General features: G+C 41.7%; 18 protein-coding genes and 1 other annotated feature. Of the genes, 16 read left to right on the top strand and 2 right to left on the bottom strand.

Annotated elements, in window-relative coordinates; genetic code table 11:
* Positions 1-80: 80 nt before the first annotated feature.
* The 4 genes from MTN95_RS12035 (at position 81) to MTN95_RS12020 (ending at position 4617) form a co-directional block, all read left to right on the top strand.
* Entirely contained in the window at positions 81-1706 is a 1626-nt protein-coding gene (locus tag MTN95_RS12035; protein WP_105990588.1) for a peptide-binding protein, read from the top strand.
* Between the two features lie 74 nt (positions 1707-1780).
* Complete coding sequence (locus MTN95_RS12030; protein ID WP_105990589.1) at positions 1781-2731, top strand: ABC transporter permease; 951 nt, start codon at positions 1781-1783, stop codon at positions 2729-2731.
* Between the two features lie 15 nt (positions 2732-2746).
* Positions 2747-3661, top strand: a complete 915-nt coding sequence (gene opp4C / locus MTN95_RS12025; protein ID WP_105990590.1) for an oligopeptide ABC transporter permease — start codon at positions 2747-2749, stop codon at positions 3659-3661.
* 203 nt (positions 3662-3864) lie between these two features.
* On the top strand, positions 3865-4617 hold the full coding sequence (locus MTN95_RS12020) for a YjbA family protein (protein WP_024120912.1): 753 nt from the start codon (positions 3865-3867) through the stop codon (positions 4615-4617).
* A 37-nt stretch (positions 4618-4654) separates the two neighbouring features.
* Here the strand turns inward: MTN95_RS12020 and trpS are convergent, their stop codons facing one another.
* Positions 4655-5647 (bottom strand): tryptophan--tRNA ligase, encoded by a 993-nt coding sequence (gene trpS, locus MTN95_RS12015; protein WP_044156771.1) that lies wholly within the window; start codon positions 5645-5647, stop codon positions 4655-4657.
* 58 nt (positions 5648-5705) lie between these two features.
* Positions 5706-5917 (bottom strand) — a binding site (T-box leader).
* Positions 5918-6388: 471 nt separating this feature from the next.
* On the opposite strand from trpS, the gene oppA reads away from it, so the two are divergent.
* From oppA to spx, 8 genes are all read left to right on the top strand, one after another.
* Positions 6389-8026, top strand: a complete 1638-nt coding sequence (gene oppA, locus MTN95_RS12010; RefSeq protein ID WP_105953726.1) for an oligopeptide ABC transporter substrate-binding protein OppA — start codon at positions 6389-6391, stop codon at positions 8024-8026.
* Positions 8027-8133: 107 nt separating this feature from the next.
* The gene (oppB, locus tag MTN95_RS12005) at positions 8134-9069 is read left to right on the top strand and encodes an oligopeptide ABC transporter permease OppB (protein WP_024120914.1); all 936 of its coding nucleotides are present in this window, start codon (positions 8134-8136) and stop codon (positions 9067-9069) included.
* Between the two features lie 3 nt (positions 9070-9072).
* Positions 9073-9990, top strand: a complete 918-nt coding sequence (oppC, locus tag MTN95_RS12000) for an oligopeptide ABC transporter permease OppC (RefSeq protein WP_024120915.1) — start codon at positions 9073-9075, stop codon at positions 9988-9990.
* A 4-nt stretch (positions 9991-9994) separates the two neighbouring features.
* The gene (oppD, locus tag MTN95_RS11995) at positions 9995-11071 is read left to right on the top strand and encodes an oligopeptide ABC transporter ATP-binding protein OppD (protein WP_105953725.1); all 1077 of its coding nucleotides are present in this window, start codon (positions 9995-9997) and stop codon (positions 11069-11071) included.
* 1 nt (position 11072) lies between these two features.
* Positions 11073-11990: an oligopeptide ABC transporter ATP-binding protein OppF gene (gene oppF, locus MTN95_RS11990; protein ID WP_024120917.1), complete on the top strand. Its 918-nt coding sequence runs from the start codon at positions 11073-11075 to the stop codon at positions 11988-11990.
* Between the two features lie 198 nt (positions 11991-12188).
* A complete protein-coding gene (locus MTN95_RS11985; protein WP_248338276.1) occupies positions 12189-13316 on the top strand; it encodes an MFS transporter in 1128 nt (375 codons plus the stop codon).
* A gap of 165 nt (positions 13317-13481) precedes the next feature.
* Positions 13482-14060: a GNAT family N-acetyltransferase gene (locus tag MTN95_RS11980; protein WP_010333747.1), complete on the top strand. Its 579-nt coding sequence runs from the start codon at positions 13482-13484 to the stop codon at positions 14058-14060.
* A gap of 179 nt (positions 14061-14239) precedes the next feature.
* Positions 14240-14635 (top strand): transcriptional regulator Spx, encoded by a 396-nt coding sequence (gene spx, locus MTN95_RS11975; protein WP_024120919.1) that lies wholly within the window; start codon positions 14240-14242, stop codon positions 14633-14635.
* A gap of 42 nt (positions 14636-14677) precedes the next feature.
* Here the strand turns inward: spx and MTN95_RS11970 are convergent, their stop codons facing one another.
* A complete protein-coding gene (locus MTN95_RS11970) occupies positions 14678-15334 on the bottom strand; it encodes a TerC family protein (protein ID WP_044156385.1) in 657 nt (218 codons plus the stop codon).
* A gap of 186 nt (positions 15335-15520) precedes the next feature.
* Here MTN95_RS11970 and MTN95_RS11965 point away from each other — a divergent pair, with 186 nt between their 5' ends.
* The 4 genes from MTN95_RS11965 to pepF all read left to right on the top strand — a co-directional run bounded on the left by MTN95_RS11965 (position 15521) and on the right by pepF (position 19637).
* Positions 15521-15646, top strand: coding sequence for a hypothetical protein (locus MTN95_RS11965; RefSeq protein ID WP_120698858.1), 126 nt, complete (start codon positions 15521-15523; stop codon positions 15644-15646).
* Positions 15613-16269: an adaptor protein MecA gene (gene mecA / locus MTN95_RS11960; protein WP_024120921.1), complete on the top strand. Its 657-nt coding sequence runs from the start codon at positions 15613-15615 to the stop codon at positions 16267-16269. The genes MTN95_RS11965 and mecA overlap by 34 nt, the downstream gene beginning before the upstream one ends.
* A gap of 157 nt (positions 16270-16426) precedes the next feature.
* Entirely contained in the window at positions 16427-17578 is a 1152-nt protein-coding gene (locus MTN95_RS11955) for a competence protein CoiA family protein (protein ID WP_227598261.1), read from the top strand.
* A 229-nt stretch (positions 17579-17807) separates the two neighbouring features.
* Positions 17808-19637 (top strand): oligoendopeptidase F, encoded by a 1830-nt coding sequence (gene pepF / locus MTN95_RS11950; protein WP_248338274.1) that lies wholly within the window; start codon positions 17808-17810, stop codon positions 19635-19637.
* Positions 19638-19657: the final 20 nt, after the last annotated feature.

The following is a 19657-nucleotide window of genomic DNA, read 5'->3' as shown; positions in this document are numbered from 1 at the left end:
GCGCACAGCTTTGAGAGGGGGTATGCTACTACATAAACAGCAGCTAAGAAGAACGAACATTTCAAGAGGGGGAATATCTAATGAAAAGACGTAAAACCGCACTGATGATGCTAAGTGTATTAATGGTGATGGCCATCTTTTTATCGGCCTGCTCGGGATCGAAGTCAAGCAGCAGCGAGAAAAAATCAACCGGCAAACCGCAGCAGGGCGGGGACTTGGTTGTTGGTTCAACTGGGGAACCAACTTTGTTTAATCCACTCTATTCTACAGATGTCGCCAGTTCAGATATTGAAGGGATGATCTATAGTACATTATTAGAAACAGATGAAAAATTAAATGTGAAGCCTGCACTAGCCGAGAAAGTAACAGAATCCAAGGATGGTCTGACTTATAATGTCAAGATCAGAAAAGGTGTAAAATTCCATGACGGAAAAGAACTTACAGCGGATGATGTCGTTTTCACATACAGCATACCTTTAAATAAGGATTATAATGGTGAACGCGGCTCTGGTTTTGAATCACTAAAGTCTGTTACAAAAAAAGGTGATTATGAAGTTGAATTTAAATTAAAGAAAAAAGATGCATATTTTTACAATGTTGTTCTAGATAGTTACGGTATTTTGCCTAAACACATTTTAGGGAAAGTACCAGTTGCAGATTTAGGCGAAAATGAATTTAACAGGAAGAATCCGATTGGTTCAGGTCCATTCAAGTTTTCTGAATGGAAAAAAGGGGATTATGTAAAACTTGAAGCCAATGAAGATTATTACGGCGGAAGACCATATTTAGATACAGTTACAGTAAAAACAATCCCAGATTCAAATGCAGCTATTGCCCAGTTAAAGGCGGGAGATATTGATTTCTTTGTTGTCCCGGGTACTGATTTTGAGACAGTCAAGACATTTGATAATGTGCAAGTTAAATCAGATCTTGGTTTGAACTATAGCTATATCGGATGGAATGAAAAAAAAGACTTATTTAAAGACAAAAAAGTCCGCCAAGCTCTTACGCATGCACTTGATCGAAAAGCAATGGTGGATCAAGTGTTAAACGGTGATGGTGAAGTCGCAAACGTTCCTGAAAGTCCGCTATCTTGGAATTACCCGAAAAGTGATGTGCCTACATTTGATTACAATCCTAAAAAAGCTAAAAAGCTACTGAAAGAAGCGGGATGGAAAGATACAGACGGAGACGGTTACCTTGATAAGGACGGAAAGAAATTCTCGTTTACCATTAAGACCAATCAAGGCAATAAAATTCGGGAAGATTTAGCGGTTGTTGTTCAGCAGCAGCTAAAAGAAGTAGGAATTGAAGCAAAACCGCAAATTGTAGAATTTAGTGCTCTTATTGAACAGACGAGTCCGCCAAATTGGGATTATGATGCATTACTGCTCGGATGGAGTCTAGCTACGTTCCCTGACCAATACACGATCTTCCATTCAAGTCAGTCTGAAAATGGCTTGAACAACATTTGGTACAAAAACCCTAAGGTTGATAAACTCTTAGTTGAGGCAAAATCAATCACAGACAGAAAAGAATATCAGAAAAAATACGAAGAAATTTATAAATTGATTGCAGAGGATCAGCCTTATTCATTCTTATTTTATTACAATTATCATAGGGCAATCCCAGCAAACATGCATGGGTACGTATTCCATCCTAAGAATGACTTATACCATATTGAGAAATGGTGGCTTGAACAATAAAAATTATATCCCTAGAGAGGTGAGGATTCAGCATCCTTTCCTCTTTATCCTATTTTAGAAAAGGGGACAAGAATATGGTTACATATATTGTTCGTAGAACATTAATGTCTCTGCCGATTCTTTTGGGCATTACAATATTATCTTTTGCGATAATGAAAGCGGCACCAGGTGATCCGATGTCACTTATGATGGATCCGACAATCAGTCAAGCGGACAGAGCGAAATTTATAGAAAAGTACGGACTTAATGATCCTGAACCAGTTCAATATTTAAAATGGCTTGGAAACATGTTGCAAGGAGATTTTGGTACATCTATTGTTAAAAAAGGTACACCTGTTTCCGATTTAATCCTATCACGTTTACCCAACACTCTGGTGCTCATGGTATTTTCAACACTTGTTGCTCTTCTAATTTCCATTCCTTTCGGTGTTCTTTCTGCAAAACGCCCTTATTCAAAGCTTGACTACGGTATAACTGTCACGTCATTCTTAGGTCTGGCAATACCTAATTTTTGGTTCGGATTAATTCTAATTATGATTCTTTCGGTAAATCTCGGTTGGTTTCCTACGGGGGGAGTTAGTACTTTAAATGCTGATTTTAACATTTTTGACAGACTTCATCATTTAATTTTACCTGCTTTTGTTTTAGCAACTGCTGATATGGCTGGTATCACTCGTTATACACGTTCAAGTATGCTCGATGTATTGAAACAGGACTATATAAGAACAGCTCGTGCAAAAGGGTTTAGAGAAAATAAAGTGATTTTCAAACATGGCTTAAGAAATGGTCTTCTTCCTGTTATTACAATTTTTGGATTGATGATCCCGTCATTTATTGGTGGTGCTGTCGTGGTAGAACAGATTTTTACTTGGCCGGGACTAGGGAAGTTATTTATTGATTCAGCATTTTCCAGAGATTATCCGGTTATTATGGCGATGACTGTTATTTCCGCTGTTTTGGTTGTACTGGGAAACTTGATTGCGGATATTTTATATGCACTAGTTGATCCGCGAATCGAATATTAAAAGGGGGAGGCACATATGACAATTCCGAATACTGCGGCTCCCTCTAATGAGGTAAAGCTAAAAGAAAATATTAGACAAAAACCAGAAACAATGACTAAGATTTTTTTCGAAAAATTTTTAAAGAATAAGTTGGCTGTTATAGGAGGCATTGTTTTAACAGTCATTATTGTAATGGCAGTTTTTGCACCTTTTATTGCCCCTTATTCGCCAGAAAGTCAGTCACTATTAAATAAACTGAAGCCGCCAAGCACTAAAAATTTAATGGGAACAGATAAATTTGGACGTGATATATTCACAAGGGTGTTATATGGGGCTCGTGTTTCCTTATTAGTCGGTTTTGCTTCAGTAATTGGTGCAATTACAATAGGCACTGTAGTTGGCGCTGTGGCAGGATATTTTAAAGGTATAGTAGATGCTATTTTGATGAGGATAGTAGATGTAGTCCTATCTATTCCAGATATTTTCCTCCTTATTACATTGGTAACAATTTTTCAGCCGGGTATGGATAAGTTAATTTTAATTTTTTCTCTGACAGGTTGGACAACAACAGCGCGGCTGGTTAGAGGAGAGTTTTTATCACTGAGATCAAGAGAATTCGTATTAGCTGCTAAAACGATTGGGACTAAAAATTACAAAGTCATTTTTTCGCATATATTACCCAATTGTCTAGGACCAATAATTGTCTCAGCCACTTTAAAAGTGGGCAGTGTAATTCTAGCTGAATCAACATTAAGTTATCTGGGCTTTGGAATCCAGCCTCCAATTGCGAGTTGGGGGAATATGCTTCAAGATGCGCAAAACTTTACGTTGATGATTCAAGCATGGTGGTATCCATTATTTCCCGGGCTATTTATTTTAATTACCGTGCTGTGCTTCAACTTTGTCGGAGACGGTTTGCGGGATGCTCTTGATCCTAAAAATATTAAATAAAAATGAAAATCATGTTCGTTAGAAAATGTAACGAATTCCTAAAGTAAGCAGATTTCCTTTGTCAGAAAATATACGAGGAAGTCTGCTTTTTATGTTTATAACAGAAACCCAGTTATTCCAGATTTCCTCAATCTCTATGGAATAATTTCTCTGCACCTTGCCTATACTGTGGACAACAGTTTTTATAAAGTGAGGGGTTAGAGATGTTATTTCTTCATGATGTGTGGGTCAATTGGTTTGAAGGGGAAGAAAATGGCTACAATGTATGCCACTTTCATGAATGGCGCAAGGAAGATACGGTTGAGCTTTTGGATCAGGTGCCTCTCTTAAGGGTGCCGTCAGTATTGTTTCATTACATAGAAAACGATTTGTCAGAGCTTCCAAAAGATTTGCTTGAAGAGGTTCATCAAAAATCGTACATTCGCAAAAATCATGAACGCACAAAGCTGGAGTATTGTTTTGTTGTGACGGACGGAATCGGCATTTTGGCTGTTGATACAATCGGCTACACGATCCCTGTCAGAAAAAGCCGCCTTATTCCGCGCCAGGAGCAGCTCGTGTATGAAATGGTGAAAGATGTAGAGCCGGAAACGTATGAATTTGAGCCGAAGAAGCTGGAGTCCTCAAAAGAATATCATATCTTATCATTGGCACCAGAGCACGTCAGAGGATTAACGAGAAAAGAGCGGCAAATTAAGCAGCTTATGTTTATGGCGCTGGATCAATTAAAAGGGCTGAAAAACCGTGCGGAGATTGGCTACTGGTACACAGAGTGGAACCCGCATATGTATGAACAAATCAAACGGATGAGCTTTGAAGAGATTTGGGACATGCTGTATAACGAAACCATTGAAGGCTGGTCGGACAAGCACCTGGCCTTTTGCGAAAACTTGATAAAAGGACAGCCTTTTTTCGAGAAGCTTTGGGAAATAGAAAATGAATCAAAGGTAAATTAAAAAACCGCTCTTGCAAATCGCAAGAGCGGTTTTTTTGTTATCGTCTTTTTCGGCCGAGACCCATGGCATTTTCCATTTTTTTGAGCATTTTGTTTGCTGTCCGGTTCGCCCGCTCAGCGCCTTCATCAAGAATCCGGTCTAATTCTTCGGACTCAATCAGTTCATGATAACGGTCTTGAATTGGCTTCAATGCACCGACTACCACTTCTGCCAAATCACCTTTGAACTCGCCATAGCCTTTTCCTTCGTATTTCGCTTCAAGTTCTTCAATCGTCGTATTGCCGAGAATTGAATAAATCGTAAGAAGGTTGGAAACGCCCGGTTTGTTTTCTTTATCAAATTTTACAATACCTTCAGAATCTGTCACAGCGCTTTTGATTTTCTTTTCAAGCTGCTTTGGTTCGTCCAGCAATGTAATAAAAGATTTCTGGTTCGGATCAGATTTACTCATTTTCTTCAGCGGGTCAGTCAGAGACATGATCCGGGCGCCTACTTTTGGAATCTTCACTTCCGGAATTGTAAAGATGTCGTTATATTTTTTGTTAAATCGCTCTGCAAGGTTTCGTGTCAGCTCAAGATGCTGCTTTTGATCCTCGCCGACAGGCACAAGATCTGTTCCGTACAGCAGAATGTCAGCAGCCATCAGCGGCGGGTACGTTAACAGGCCCGAGACAACTGCTTCTTTGCCATTTGACTTGTCCTTAAATTGAGTCATTCGTTCAAGCTCGCCGATATAAGCGACGCACTGCATCATCCATCCGGCCTGTGCATGTGCGGGAACCTCTGATTGAATAAACAGTGTTGCCTTTTCAGGATCGAGACCGACAGCTAGATAAAGCGCAGCCAGACTGCGGATGTTTTTTCTCAGCTGAAGCCGATCCTGAGGCACTGTGATCGCATGCTGGTCTACGATGCAAAAATAGCTGTGATAATCATGCTGCAGTTCGACAAACTGCTTCATTGCACCGATGTAGTTGCCGAGTGTAACGGAACCGCTTGGCTGGATGCCTGAAAAAATCGTCTGTTTCATTGGAAAATCAACCTCATTTCTTAGAACATAATAAAAAAGGCTCATTCTTCCCCTATAAAAAAGGGACGAATGAACCGTGGTACCACCCTGATTATTCCATTAAAATGGAATCACTCTGACGTTTGTAACGGAGACTGCTCCGGCTGAGCCTACTTTTTGGTTCGGTCAGCTGCTCCAAAGTCCATTCCACATTGCCCGATATCTGCTCCCAGCACCGCAGACTCTCTTCAAACGGGTGAAATGTGTACTACTCTTTTTCATAGCAAGCTTTTCTTTTGATTGCTTCATTATAAATCAATTATAACCAATTGTCATCCTGAAAAAACGTTCTTTTTGCATGAAAATTGTAATGATATAAATAAAAGAACAGTTGTAAATCGCCCAAATGATAACCGCTCTCAGCAGTTAAACAGCTAGATATTATATGTATAAAGCAATATGGATTGGAAACTCCTAAAATAGTTTTTAATCAATTTATGCTTTAAACGGTAGAAGGATATCGCGTTATTGGCAGAAAAACTAACGAAGTTTAAAAATTTTAAATTGATAAAATAATATTGCAATAAAGAATTTGTTTCATTATAATGAACTTGTTCACTCTATTGTTACAGCTTTTTTACAAAAATAATCAGAAAAGACGGAACAGAATAAAAGTTATGTAAACTCAGGTTCATTTGTCTGATATTTCTGAGGATTTGGCCGTAAGGAGCTGAAAAAATGATTATTAGGGGGTTTGTGGATATGAAAAAACGTTGGTCGATTGTCACGTTAATGCTCATTTTCACTCTCGTGCTGAGCGCATGCGGCTTTGGCGGCAGCGGTTCAAACGGTGATGGGAAAAAAGACAGCAAAGGGAAGACGACTCTTAACATTAATATTAAAACTGAGCCGTTCTCCTTACATCCCGGCTTGGCAAATGACTCGGTATCAGGCGGGGTTATCCGTCAGACTTTTGAAGGATTGACACGTATTAATGCAGAGGGTGAGCCTGAAGAAGGCGCAGCTTCTAAAATTGAAACAAGCAAAGATGGAAAAACCTATACGTTTACGATTCGTGATGATGCAAAGTGGTCAAACGGTGACCCTGTCACAGCGCAAGATTTTGAATATGCATGGAAATGGGCGCTTGATCCTAATAACGAATCACAATACGCTTACCAGCTCTACTACATAAAAGGTGCTGAGGCGGCAAATACCGGTAAAGGCAGCCTTGATGATGTGGCAGTGAAAGCAGAAAACGATAAGACATTAAAGGTTGAACTAAACAACCCGACTCCATACTTCACTGAATTAACAGCATTTTATACTTATATGCCGATTAACAAAAAAATTGCAGAGAAAAACAAAAAGTGGAACACAAATGCCGGAGACGATTATGTGTCAAACGGGCCATTTAAGATGACGGCATGGAAACACAGCGGGTCTATCGATCTTGAAAAGAATGATCAATACTGGGAAAAAGACAAAGTCAAACTGAAGAAAATCAATATGGTTATGATCAACAACAACAATACTGAACTGAAAAAATTCCAAGCTGGCGAACTTGATTGGGCCGGTTTGCCGCTCGGACAGCTTCCGACTGAATCGCTCCCTAGCTTGAAAAAAGACGGTTCTTTACATGTTGAGCCAATGGCGGGTGTGTATTGGTACAAATTCAATACTGAAGCGAAGCCGTTAGACAACGTCAATATCCGTAAAGCATTATCTTATGCGATTGACCGCCAATCGATTGTTAAAAACATTACACAGGGTGAACAAATCCCGGCAATGGCTGCGGTGCCGCCGACAATGAAGGGGTTTGAAGATAACAAAGAAGGCTACTACAAAGACAACGATGTCAAAACGGCAAAAGAATACCTTGAAAAAGGCCTGAAGGAAATGGGCTTAAGCAAAGCATCTGATCTGCCGAAAATCAAATTGTCTTATAACACAGATGACGCACATGCGAAAATCGCTCAAGCCGTACAAGAAATGTGGAAGAAAAATTTAGGCCTGAATGTTGAGCTTGATAACTCGGAGTGGAATGTATATATTGATAAGCTTCACAGCCAAGATTATCAAATCGGCCGTATGGGCTGGCTTGCCGACTTCAATGATCCTATGAACTTCCTTGAAATGTTCCGTGACAAAGACGGAGGTAATAACGATACCGGCTGGGAAAATCCGGAATTCAAGAAGCTTTTGAACCAGTCACAAACTGAAACTGATCCAACTAAACGTGCTGAGCTGCTGAAAAAAGCAGAAGGTATTTTCATTGATGAAATGCCAGTAGCGCCAGTTTATTTTTATACGATTCCTTGGGTGCAAGACGAAAATCTGAAAGGAACCATCATTACTGGAACCGGAGAAATTTATTTCAGAAACGCGTACTTTCAATAAGTCTTATTTGTGAAAACAAAAACCTCAAGGTATATGGGGACTTATTTCCCATATACCTTTCTTACTGATGGATTGTAAAAATGTAAAAATCATGGAGGTGTTCCCCCTTGCTAAAATATATTGGAAGACGTTTAGTCTATATGATTATCACATTATTTGTGATTGTAACCGTGACATTCTTCTTAATGCAAGCAGCACCGGGCGGGCCGTTTTCGGGTGAGAAAAAGCTTCCGCCTGAAATTGAAGCAAACTTAAATGCGCATTATGGTTTGGACAAGCCGCTGTTTGTACAATACGCGAGCTATTTGAAATCTGTTGCAATGTGGGATTTCGGACCGTCATTTAAATATAAAGGTCAGAGTGTCAATGACCTGATCAGTTCAGGTTTCCCCGTTTCATTCACTCTTGGAGCAGAAGCTATTCTCCTCGCTTTAGCGTTTGGTGTATTGTTTGGGGTGATTGCAGCCCTTTACCATAATAAGTGGCAGGATTATACCGTCGCGATTTTAACGATCTTTGGTATTTCAGTTCCGAGCTTTATCATGGCGGCTGTGCTGCAATATGTGTTCTCCATGAAGCTTGAGCTGTTTCCGGTCGCGGGGTGGGAGTCCTGGTCATACACCTTTTTGCCTTCCATCGCACTTGCTTCCATGCCGATGGCGTTTATTGCCAGACTTTCCCGTTCAAGCATGATCGAAGTGTTAAACAGTGATTATATTCGCACAGCGAAAGCAAAAGGGCTGTCGCGTCCTGCAGTTACAGTGCGGCACGCCATCCGAAACGCGCTGTTGCCAGTCGTTACATATATGGGCCCTATGGCCGCTCAAGTTTTAACTGGAAGCTTTATCATTGAAACCATTTTTGGAATCCCGGGGCTTGGTTCACACTTCGTAAACAGTATTACAAACCGTGATTATACAGTCATTATGGGTGTAACGGTGTTCTTCAGTGTCATCCTGCTTTTATGTGTATTAATCGTAGACGTGTTATACGGCATTATTGATCCAAGAATTAAGCTTTCCAAAGCAAAGAAAGGAGCCTAGGCCATGCAGAACATTCCAAAAAACATGTTTGAACCAGCCGCAGCGAATGCCGGCGATGCTGAGAAAATAAGTAAAAAGAGCCTTTCCCTCTGGAAAGATGCGATGTTACGCTTCCGCAGCAATAAGCTTGCGATGGTCGGGCTTGTTATTATTGTTCTCATTATTCTCATGGCGATTTTTGCGCCTGTTTTCTCAAAATATGATTATTCGACTACCAATCTCTTAAATGCGGATAAGCCGCCTTCAAAAGATCACTGGTTCGGGACTGATGATCTAGGAAGGGACATTTTCGTCCGTACATGGGTAGGTGCGCGAATTTCAATCTTTATCGGTGTCGCAGCCGCTGTTCTTGACTTGCTGATCGGTGTTATTTGGGGCAGTATTTCAGGGTTCCGCGGAGGCAGAACAGATGAGATTATGATGCGTATCGCAGATATCCTTTGGGCTGTTCCTTCATTATTAATGGTTATCCTGCTGATGGTCGTTCTTCCGAAAGGGCTGTTAACAATTATTATTGCTATGACGATTACGGGCTGGATTAACATGGCCAGAATCGTTCGCGGACAAGTGCTGCAGCTGAAGAACCAGGAATACGTGCTTGCGTCGCAGACACTCGGGGCGAAAACATCCCGTCTGCTGTTTAAACATATCGTGCCGAACGCAATGGGCTCTATTTTAGTCACGATGACACTAACTGTTCCAACCGCGATTTTTACAGAAGCCTTTTTAAGCTATTTAGGACTTGGTGTTCCGGCTCCTCTTGCAAGCTGGGGAACGATGGCTTCTGACGGATTGCCTGCATTGACCTATTATCCGTGGCGTTTGTTTTTCCCTGCCGGTTTTATCTGCATTACGATGTTTGGTTTTAACGTTGTCGGCGACGGATTAAGAGACGCATTGGATCCTAAGTTACGTAAATAAGGGAGTGATACGGGTGACACGCCTATTAGAAGTAAAAGATTTAGCGATTTCATTTAAAACATACGGCGGAGAGGTCCAGGCGATCCGCGGAGTGAATTTCCATCTGAATAAAGGAGAAACATTGGCAATCGTCGGGGAGTCAGGCTCCGGAAAAAGTGTGACATCTCAAGCGATCATGAAGCTGATACCGATGCCCCCGGGTTATTTTAAACGCGGTGAGATTTTATTTGACGGCAAGGATTTAGTGCCGCTGTCCGAAAAAGAGATGCAAAATGTACGGGGGAAAGAGATCGGAATGATATTCCAAGATCCGATGACCTCTTTAAATCCGACAATGAAAGTCGGCAAACAAATTACGGAAGTGCTTTTTAAACACGAAAACATTTCAAAGGAAGCTGCGAAAAAACGTGCTGTTGAGCTGCTGGATTTAGTAGGTATCCCAATGCCGGAAAAACGGGTCAACCAATTTCCGCACGAGTTTTCAGGCGGGATGAGACAGCGTGTTGTCATTGCGATGGCACTTGCGGCGAATCCGAAGCTGTTAATTGCCGATGAACCGACAACTGCTCTCGACGTGACCATCCAAGCGCAGATTCTTGAATTGATGAAAGAATTGCAAAAGAAAATCGACACGTCCATTATCTTTATCACTCACGATCTCGGTGTTGTGGCTAACGTAGCCGACAGAGTTGCCGTGATGTATGCGGGACAGATTGTAGAAACCGGAACGGTAGACGAAATTTTTTACGATCCGAGACATCCGTATACTTGGGGGCTGCTGGCATCCATGCCGACACTTGACAGCTCAGGAGACGAACAGCTGACGGCAATCCCGGGCACGCCGCCTGATTTGACAAATCCTCCAAAAGGAGATGCCTTTGCGCTTCGGAGCTCATATGCGATGAAAATTGATTTTGAACAGGAGCCGCCAATGTTTAAGGTTTCCGATACTCATTATGTGAAATCGTGGCTGCTTCATCCTGATGCGCCAAAGGCAGAGCCGCCTGAAACGGTAAAAGCGAAAATGCGGACGCTGGCGAATACGTATCAAAAACCTGTCTTAGTGAGAGAAGGTGAATAAATTGACGGAGAAACTATTAGAAATCAAACATTTAAAACAGCACTTTGTTACGCCGAGAGGAACGGTTAAAGCCGTAGATGACCTGTCGTTTGATATCTATAGGGGCGAAACATTAGGTCTGGTTGGTGAATCTGGCTGCGGTAAATCGACAACAGGCCGAAGTATCATTCGGCTGTACGAAGCAACTGATGGCGAGGTGCTGTTTAACGGTGAAAATGTTCACGGTAAAAAATCCCGCAAAAAGCTGCTCGAATTCAACCGCAAAATGCAAATGATTTTCCAGGACCCATATGCATCGCTGAATCCGAGAATGACAGTCGCAGATATTATTGCAGAAGGCCTCGACATTCATAAGCTGACGAAAACGAAGAAAGAGCGTATGCAGCGGGTTCATGAGCTCCTGCAAACAGTCGGTTTAAACAAGGAGCATGCCAACCGTTATCCGCATGAATTTTCCGGCGGACAGCGGCAAAGAATCGGGATTGCGAGAGCTCTTGCCGTTGATCCTGAATTTATTATCGCGGATGAACCGATTTCTGCATTGGATGTGTCTATTCAGGCACAGGTCGTGAACTTAATGAAAGAACTCCAAAAGGAAAAAGGGCTCACCTACTTGTTTATCGCCCATGATTTATCAATGGTCAAATACATCAGCGACCGTATCGGAGTGATGTATTTCGGAAAGCTGGTTGAACTTGCGCCGGCAGATGAACTTTACGAAAACCCGCTACACCCGTATACAAAATCATTGCTTTCTGCCATTCCGCTTCCTGACCCGGATTATGAGAGAAATCGTGTCCGCCAGAAATACGATCCGTCCGTGCATCGGCTAAAGGATGGAGAAAAGATGGAATTCCGTGAAGTAAAACCAGGTCATTTTGTGATGTGCACGGAAGAAGAATTTAAAGCCTATTCATAATAAGTTAAAAATCCTTCAAAACAAATGTTTTGAAGGATTTTTTTATTTGGCTGATAGAAAGTAAGAGTCATATCTTTTACAATTAGAGGAAAAACGGAGGCGGACACTATTCAAATTATTCATCAGAAAAATGTCTTTGCGCTGCTTCTGTCGCAATCTCTGCAATCTTTAGCTGGAGTACTGGTGACAATCGTTTGAATGGTAAGGGTCTATCAAATGACCGACTCTGTCTTTTTTTCGGGTCTTATTTTATCATTCATGTCGTTTGCAAGTGTTGCGGCAAGCTTTTGCATTTCAGATGCACTCCATAAGCTTGGTTTTAAAAAGGTGCTTGCCGGTGCAAGTCTGCTGAGAGCGGTCTTTGCGATGCTAATCGCATACAGTGTCAGCCAAAACGGAATTTCCTCCTTGATCTTAACGCTGCTGTTTGTTTTTTGTTTTTCATTTTCGGGCGCCTTTTTTCAGCCGGCAAGGTTTGCGCTGCTGCCTGTCATTGTTTCAAAAGAGCATTACGTGAAAGCAAACGGCGTGATTTCACTCGCTAATCAATTGTTTTTAACAGCTGGCTGGGGACTTGGAGGTCTTCTTACATATGCTGTATCTTTTGAGTTCGTTGTCGGCAGTGCCATTTGCCTGTTTGTCTTTTCCGGAGCTTTCATCAGCCTGCTTCATGTGAACGATGAAGGAATGAAAAGAACAGCTGAAGCAGCATCTGCCAGAAGTGTATGGAAGGATTTGATGACAACCCCGATTGTAAGAGACATCACTGCAATGGACATGATAGAAGCTCTTGCCGGCTCAGTTTGGTCATCTGCCATTCTTTTGGCTTTTACAGTGGCTGTTCTGCATGAAACAGAAGTGTGGTGGGGAATCTTTAACGCTTCTTATTTTATAGGTGCTATGATCGGCAGTGTCATCGCCATCCATTTTTCTGCATTTTTTGAGCGAAACATGGGGTGCGCGATTATATTCAGCTCACTTGTGATGTCAGTGCTGACATTTTTCTTTGCGGTTTCTCCCTTGCCGTTTTTATGCGCTCTGGCTTGCGCGGCAATGGGGCCTTTTTATCAGGTCAGAGATATTTGTCAAGAAACCGTATTGCAGGAGGTCATTCCGGCACATAAACGCATCGGGATCATGGCTGCCAAAAACGCGCTGTTGACTCCTTGGTCTGGTGTTACTTATTCCATCATGGGACTGCTGGCTGATACTGCTGGTGCAAAAACAGCTTTTATTTCGGCGGCTGTATTATACGTCATGACTTTTTTGATTGCGTTGGCGCAGCCCGGCCTGAGTCATTACAAACGGGAAAAACACGCGAATTAGCATGATCAAACATCTCCGGTGGAACGACGAATCGTCTTACTTGCCGAAAAAAAATGAAACCATGCGGAAAGTTCGTACGTCTTTATAGATGTAAGGCTGTTTAAACAAGAAGAAATGGGGTATATCTAAAAGTATGAAGACAACGAACTCATAAGGAGCAAATCAATGAACTGGTACGAAAAGCTTAGCGAGTACTTTCCAATTGAAGAATTGAAATCAAAAGCGCATATGGAAGCTCTTTTGAAAGAGCGAAGCGATATTTATCATAAAGACGAAGGCAAGCATCATATTTTAATGTTTGCGGAATTTGAATCTTTTATCTTCGTTGATTATCTGTATGTGTCAAAAGACGCAAGAGGGCAGGGGCTTGGCGGCAAACTGATTGCCAAGCTGAAAAAGAAAAATAAGCCGATATTGCTTGAGGTGGAGCCTGTGGATGAAGATGATGCTGATACAGAAAAACGCCTGAGATTTTATCAAAGAGAGCATTTTAAGCATGCTCAGTCAATTGGGTACCGGCGCCGGTCATTGGCTACGAATGAAGTCAACAAGATGGAGATTCTGTACTGGTCACCGAAAACAGAATCAGAAGAAGAAATTCTTGAAGCCATGAAACAGACATATGAAAACATTCATACTTATAAAGATGAGAAATGGTACGGGGAATCATACGAAAAAACGGATGAAGTCCTGACACTCATTGATGAAGAAAAGCAAAAAAATATTTTCGATGAGTTAAGCTAATTGAGAATGCAAACACATGAATAAAATAAAAATTTGCTGGATTGACACATTTTTTTCTTAGGACACTGTTCACACTTACTTTTTTATAGTATAATACCTATAAAGATTCCTTTTTTAGAGTAATTTCAATTTAAGAATAAAATAGATGTTCATCCTACTAATTAGAGGAGTGAAGATGAATGGTTACATTATACACATCACCAAGCTGTACTTCATGCAGAAAGGCGAGAGCGTGGCTCGAGGAGCATGAGATTCCTTATGTAGAAAGAAACATTTTCTCTGAACCTTTATCAATTGATGAAATAAAACAAATCTTAAGAATGACTGAGGACGGAACAGATGAGATCATCTCAACCCGTTCAAAAGTATTCCAAAAATTGAATGTGAACGTTGAATCAATGCCGCTGCAAGACTTGTACCGCTTGATCAACGAGCACCCAGGTTTGCTTCGCCGTCCGATCATCATCGATGAAAAACGTTTGCAGGTCGGATACAATGAAGACGAAATCAGACGTTTCCTGCCAAGAAAAGTCCGCTCTTTCCAATTAAGAGAAGCACAGCGTTTGGCAAACTAATAGATCGCACGTTAAAAAGAAGGCTGAGACATCAGCCTTCTTTTATTTTTCAACCTGCTGATAATAAATGCTGGCAAGGATGACAAAGACGACGGTTAAAATGGGGAGAAGCGCTTCAACGGCGCCGTGCTGAGCCATAAAAAAAGACAGCTTTTTATCCCGGACAATCATTTCTCCGCCTGTATAAGCCAATAATCCGCTTCCCGCATAAATCAATAAAGGTATTTTCTCAAGCGCGATGTGGATAAGTTTGCTGCCCCAAATAATTACCGGCACCGATACACACAGACCAATCATAACGAGAGAAAGCTCACCGTGCGACGCTCCTGCGACAGCAATAACATTGTCCAGCGACATAAACAGGTCTGCGAGTACAATTGTTCGTATGGCTTTCCACAGAGAGGTGCTGCTTTTGACGTGCTGGGCGTCTTTTTTTTCAATTAATAGCTGGTATCCCAAATATAGAAGGAAAATTCCGCCGGCGCATTGCAGGAAAGGAATATTCAAAAGATAAACCGCTGCGCTTGTTAATCCGATTCTCATCGCAACGGCGATAAATGTTCCGAGAATAATGGCTTGCTGTCTTTGCTTGTCCGGTAAATTTCGGCTGGCCATGGCGATCACGACTGCATTATCGCCGCCGAGAATCAGATCAATTCCGACGATAAGCAGCAGCGATATCAGATAGTCATGCTCCATGAATCGGCACCTCGCTTTCGTTCCATCGCTTGTACCACTAATATATGAAGCGGGAGGCAATTTATGATAGCGGTGCGGAAGACAAGCCATTTTTTGGCCGAAGATGCATTTTTATTTCTTTTGTGACTGATTTATCATAAAATAGAAATACAAAGGAATTCACACTTGCCTTGGTTCAAGGTTAAGATGTGGACGGAATGGGTAAAGTGTAGTAAAGTACTATTAATCGGGAGCTTAGATGTCCCTTCAACATCTTATATAGAAGGGAAGGTTGGCAAATGGAAATTGAAAGAATTAACGAGCATACAGTAAAATTTTATATGTCTTATGGAGATATTGAAGATCGCGGTTTTGACAGAGAAGAAATTTGGTATAACCGTGAGCGCAGTGAAGAACTATTCTGGGAAGTTATGGATGAAGTTCATGAGGAAGAGGAATTCGCTGTTGAAGGTCCTCTTTGGATTCAAGTTCAGGCACTGGACAAAGGCTTAGAAATTATCGTCACCAAAGCCCAGCTTTCCAAAGACGGACAAAAGCTCGAACTGCCGATTCCTGAGGATAAAAAGCAAGAACCAGCATCTGAGGATCTTGACGCCTTGCTGGATGATTTTCAAAAAGAAGAGCAAGAAGTCAATCAGGAAGAGAAGGAGCAAAAGCTTCAATTTGTCTTGCGGTTTGATGACTTCGAAGATGTAATTTCTCTATCTAAATTAAACGTTAACGGAAGTAAAACGACTTTATATTCGTTTGAGAACCGATATTATTTATATGTGGATTTTTACAATTTGACTGATGAAGAGGTTGAAAATCAGCTAAGCATCCTGTTGGAGTACGCGTCTGAATCCTCAATCAGCATACACCGTCTTGAAGAATACGGCAAGCTGGTTGTATCAGAGCACGCTCTTGAAACGATAAAAAAACACTTTGCATCATAGCAGACCGATTTCTTGCCGGAAATCGGTTTTTTTCTATTTCAAAACAACATATTGAAGCTGGAAAATCAAAAACATACATATAGGCAAAACATCAGCGAACAGGAGTTCATCGGTTATTTCCAGAAAGAGTTATGAATCTGGAAAGGAGAGATGACAATTGTTTAGTGCTGTGACAGAAGACGGCCAAGTGTTTCACCTCATAGGCAGGCAGAGGAGAGAACAATTAAAGCAGACCAGGTTTTTCTGCCCGGTGTGTGCAGAGGAGCTCGATGTGAAGCTAGGGTCTCAGAAAGCGCCGCATTTTGCCCATAAACAGAACAAGTCCTGCACGATAGACATAGAACCTGAGAGCGCCTATCACTTAGAAGGAAAACGGCAGCTTTATGTATGGCTGAAAACGCAAAAGGCTTCCCCGCTCTTAGAGCCGTACGTGAAAGAGATTAAACAAAGGCCCGACATCTTGGCAAAAGTAAAGGGGGATACGCTTGCAGTTGAATACCAATGCGCGACTCTCGCTCCAGATGTCTTTCAAAAAAGAACAGCCGGTTTCAAACAAGCAGGAATGATACCGCAGTGGATTCTTGGGGGCAGCCGCTTAAAACGGACATCATCATCCTTTTACCAGCTGTCCGCTTTCCATTGGCAGTTTATCAATGCCAGTCCGAACAGTGATCTGTTATGTTACTGCCCCGAAACACATTCTTTCCTGAGGCTCAGCCACATGATCCCGTTTTACACAACCCATTTTTACTGCTCCGTTCAAACGATTCCAATCCGCCAGGCAGCGGCTGAAGATTTATTTTTCACTGAACCAAATTCGTCGTTTAAGCACTCAGATTGGACAGGGGCCATTCTCCGTTTTCGCCGCAAAACTCATCGGTTTCTCTCTAAAGATATGAATCGGATCAGGCTTCTGTTTTATGAAAAACGGCAAACACCTCTCTCTTTTCTTCCGACAGAGGTGTTTGTTCCTGTAAAGAAAGGAGCTGTTTTTAAGAGTCCCGTTTTTGTATGGCAGGGCTATCTTTATCTGTTTATTACGGATCTTGGATATAAACATGCGCCCATTCGCTTTTCAGCCGTTTTGCAGCACTGCAAAATACACATTCATAAAAAGAACATTCTGCTAAGAGGCGTATACAGGGATCAGGATTTCATTGAGGCGGTTAAACAGTACATTGAGTTTTTGTGCAAGAAGGGATTTTTGAGGGAGACTCAGAAAGAAGTATATGTGCTGAATCAGCCCGCAAAGCGCAGCCAATCATTACAGGATCTCATTGAAAAAGACAGAAGCTGTTTTATCGAATGAGTTTTCATGATTTGGCTCACCCTAAGACAAAGGTGGTGGGCTGGTTGTGAGAAGCACAAAAGGAAAGGTTTTTCGTGTTTTTACTGCTTTTTTGGCATTCGTTCTCTTCATAACTGCATATGATTTGACAAATGGCAGTGAAAAACCGGAAGATATTCACAACACAAGTTTATTGAGAAACAACCGTTTTTTCAATTGGCTTGAATCAAAGAAAACGAGGGGGATCACCATGGCTGAGGAAAAAAAAGCTAATCAACTGCCTGACCGAAGCGAGGTAAAGGTAGAGGACACATGGAGACTAGAGGATATTTTTCCTAGTGATGAGGCCTGGAATAAAGAATTTCAAGCTGTCAAAGAATTAATACCGGATTTATCTAAGTATAAAGGCAAGCTGGCTGATTCAGCTGATCATTTATACGAAGCCCTTACTTACCAAGATAAGGTGATGCAGCGTTTGGGCAAACTTTACACATACGCGCATATGCGCTCAGACCAAGATACCGGGAACTCCTTTTATCAGGGGCTTAATGATAAGGCTGGAAATCTGTATACACAGGCCGCAAGTGCAACAGCCTATCTTGTTCCGGAGATTTTATCCATAGAGGAAGACAAACTGCAGCAGTTTATTCTTGAAAAAGAAGAGCTGAAGCTTTACTCACACGCGATTGAGGAAATCACAAAGGAACGCCCGCACGTGCTTAGCGAGAAGGAAGAAGCGCTGCTGGCTGAAGCTTCTGAGGTGCTGTCTTCGTCATCAAATACGTTCAGCGTGTTGAATAATGCCGATATTACATTCCCATCAATTAAAGATGAAGAGGGAAAAGAAAAACAGATCACTCACGGCAATTTTATTAATTTCTTAGAAAGCGAAAACCGCGAAGTCCGCAAAAATGCGTTTGACGCTGTATATAAAACATACGGCCAATATAAAAACACAATGGCGACTACCTTGAGTGGGACTGTGAAAAAAGACAACTTCTACGCAAGAATGAAAAAGTACAAATCAGCACGCGAAGCTGCGCTTTCTAACAACAGTATCCCTGAAGAGGTATACGACAATCTCGTCAAAACGATTAACAAGCATCTTCCGCTGCTGCATCGTTATATTGCACTGAGAAAGAAAGTGCTTGAGCTGGATGAAGTGCATATCTATGATCTGTATACACCGCTTGTGAAGGATGCGGGAATGAAGGTTACGTACGAACAAGCTAAAGATTATATGCTAAAGGGGCTTGCACCTTTAGGAGAAGAATACCGCTCTATCTTAAAAGAGGGGCTTGAAAACCGCTGGGTTGATGTTTATGAAAATAAAGGGAAACGCAACGGCGCTTACTCTTCTGGAACATACGGCACAAATCCGTATATTTTAATGAACTGGCATGATAACGTCAATAATCTCTTTACGCTAGTCCATGAGTTCGGCCACTCTGTTCACAGCTACTATACGAGAAAACATCAGCCATATCCTTACGGCAATTACAGCATCTTTGTCGCGGAAGTTGCCTCCACGACAAATGAAGCGCTGCTTGGTGAATATTTGCTGAACAATTTAGAGGACGAAAAACAGCGTTTATATATTCTCAACCATATGCTTGAGGGCTTTAGAGGAACTGTCTTCAGACAAACGATGTTTGCAGAATTTGAACATCTTATCCATATAAAAGCGCAAGAAGGAGAGCCGCTCACACCTGAGCTCTTGACCAATGTATATTATGATCTGAATAAAAAGTATTTCGGAAACGACATGGTGATTGATAAAGAAATCGGACTCGAATGGTCACGGATTCCGCATTTCTATTACAACTACTATGTATATCAGTATGCGACAGGGTACAGTGCGGCCCAGGCGTTAAGCAGCCAAATTTTGAAGGAAGGCAAGCCTGCGGTTGACCGTTATATTGACTTCCTGAAAGCGGGCAGCTCACAATATCCGATCGACATCTTGAAAAAAGCGGGCGTTGATATGACGTCTCCAGAACCGATTGAAGCTGCGTGCAAAATGTTTGAGGAAAAACTTGATGAGATGGAAGAACTGCTGTTAAAAGTAAAGCAGTCTTAAAAAATTGCCTGTGCATAAAT

The sequence above is a fragment of the Bacillus sp. 2CMS4F genome, from assembly GCF_023161785.1.
Taxonomy (GTDB): Bacteria; Bacillota; Bacilli; order Bacillales; family Bacillaceae; genus Bacillus; species Bacillus halotolerans.
Note: the sequence above shows the minus strand (reverse complement) of the source record. Positions and strands in the feature narration are given on the sequence as shown.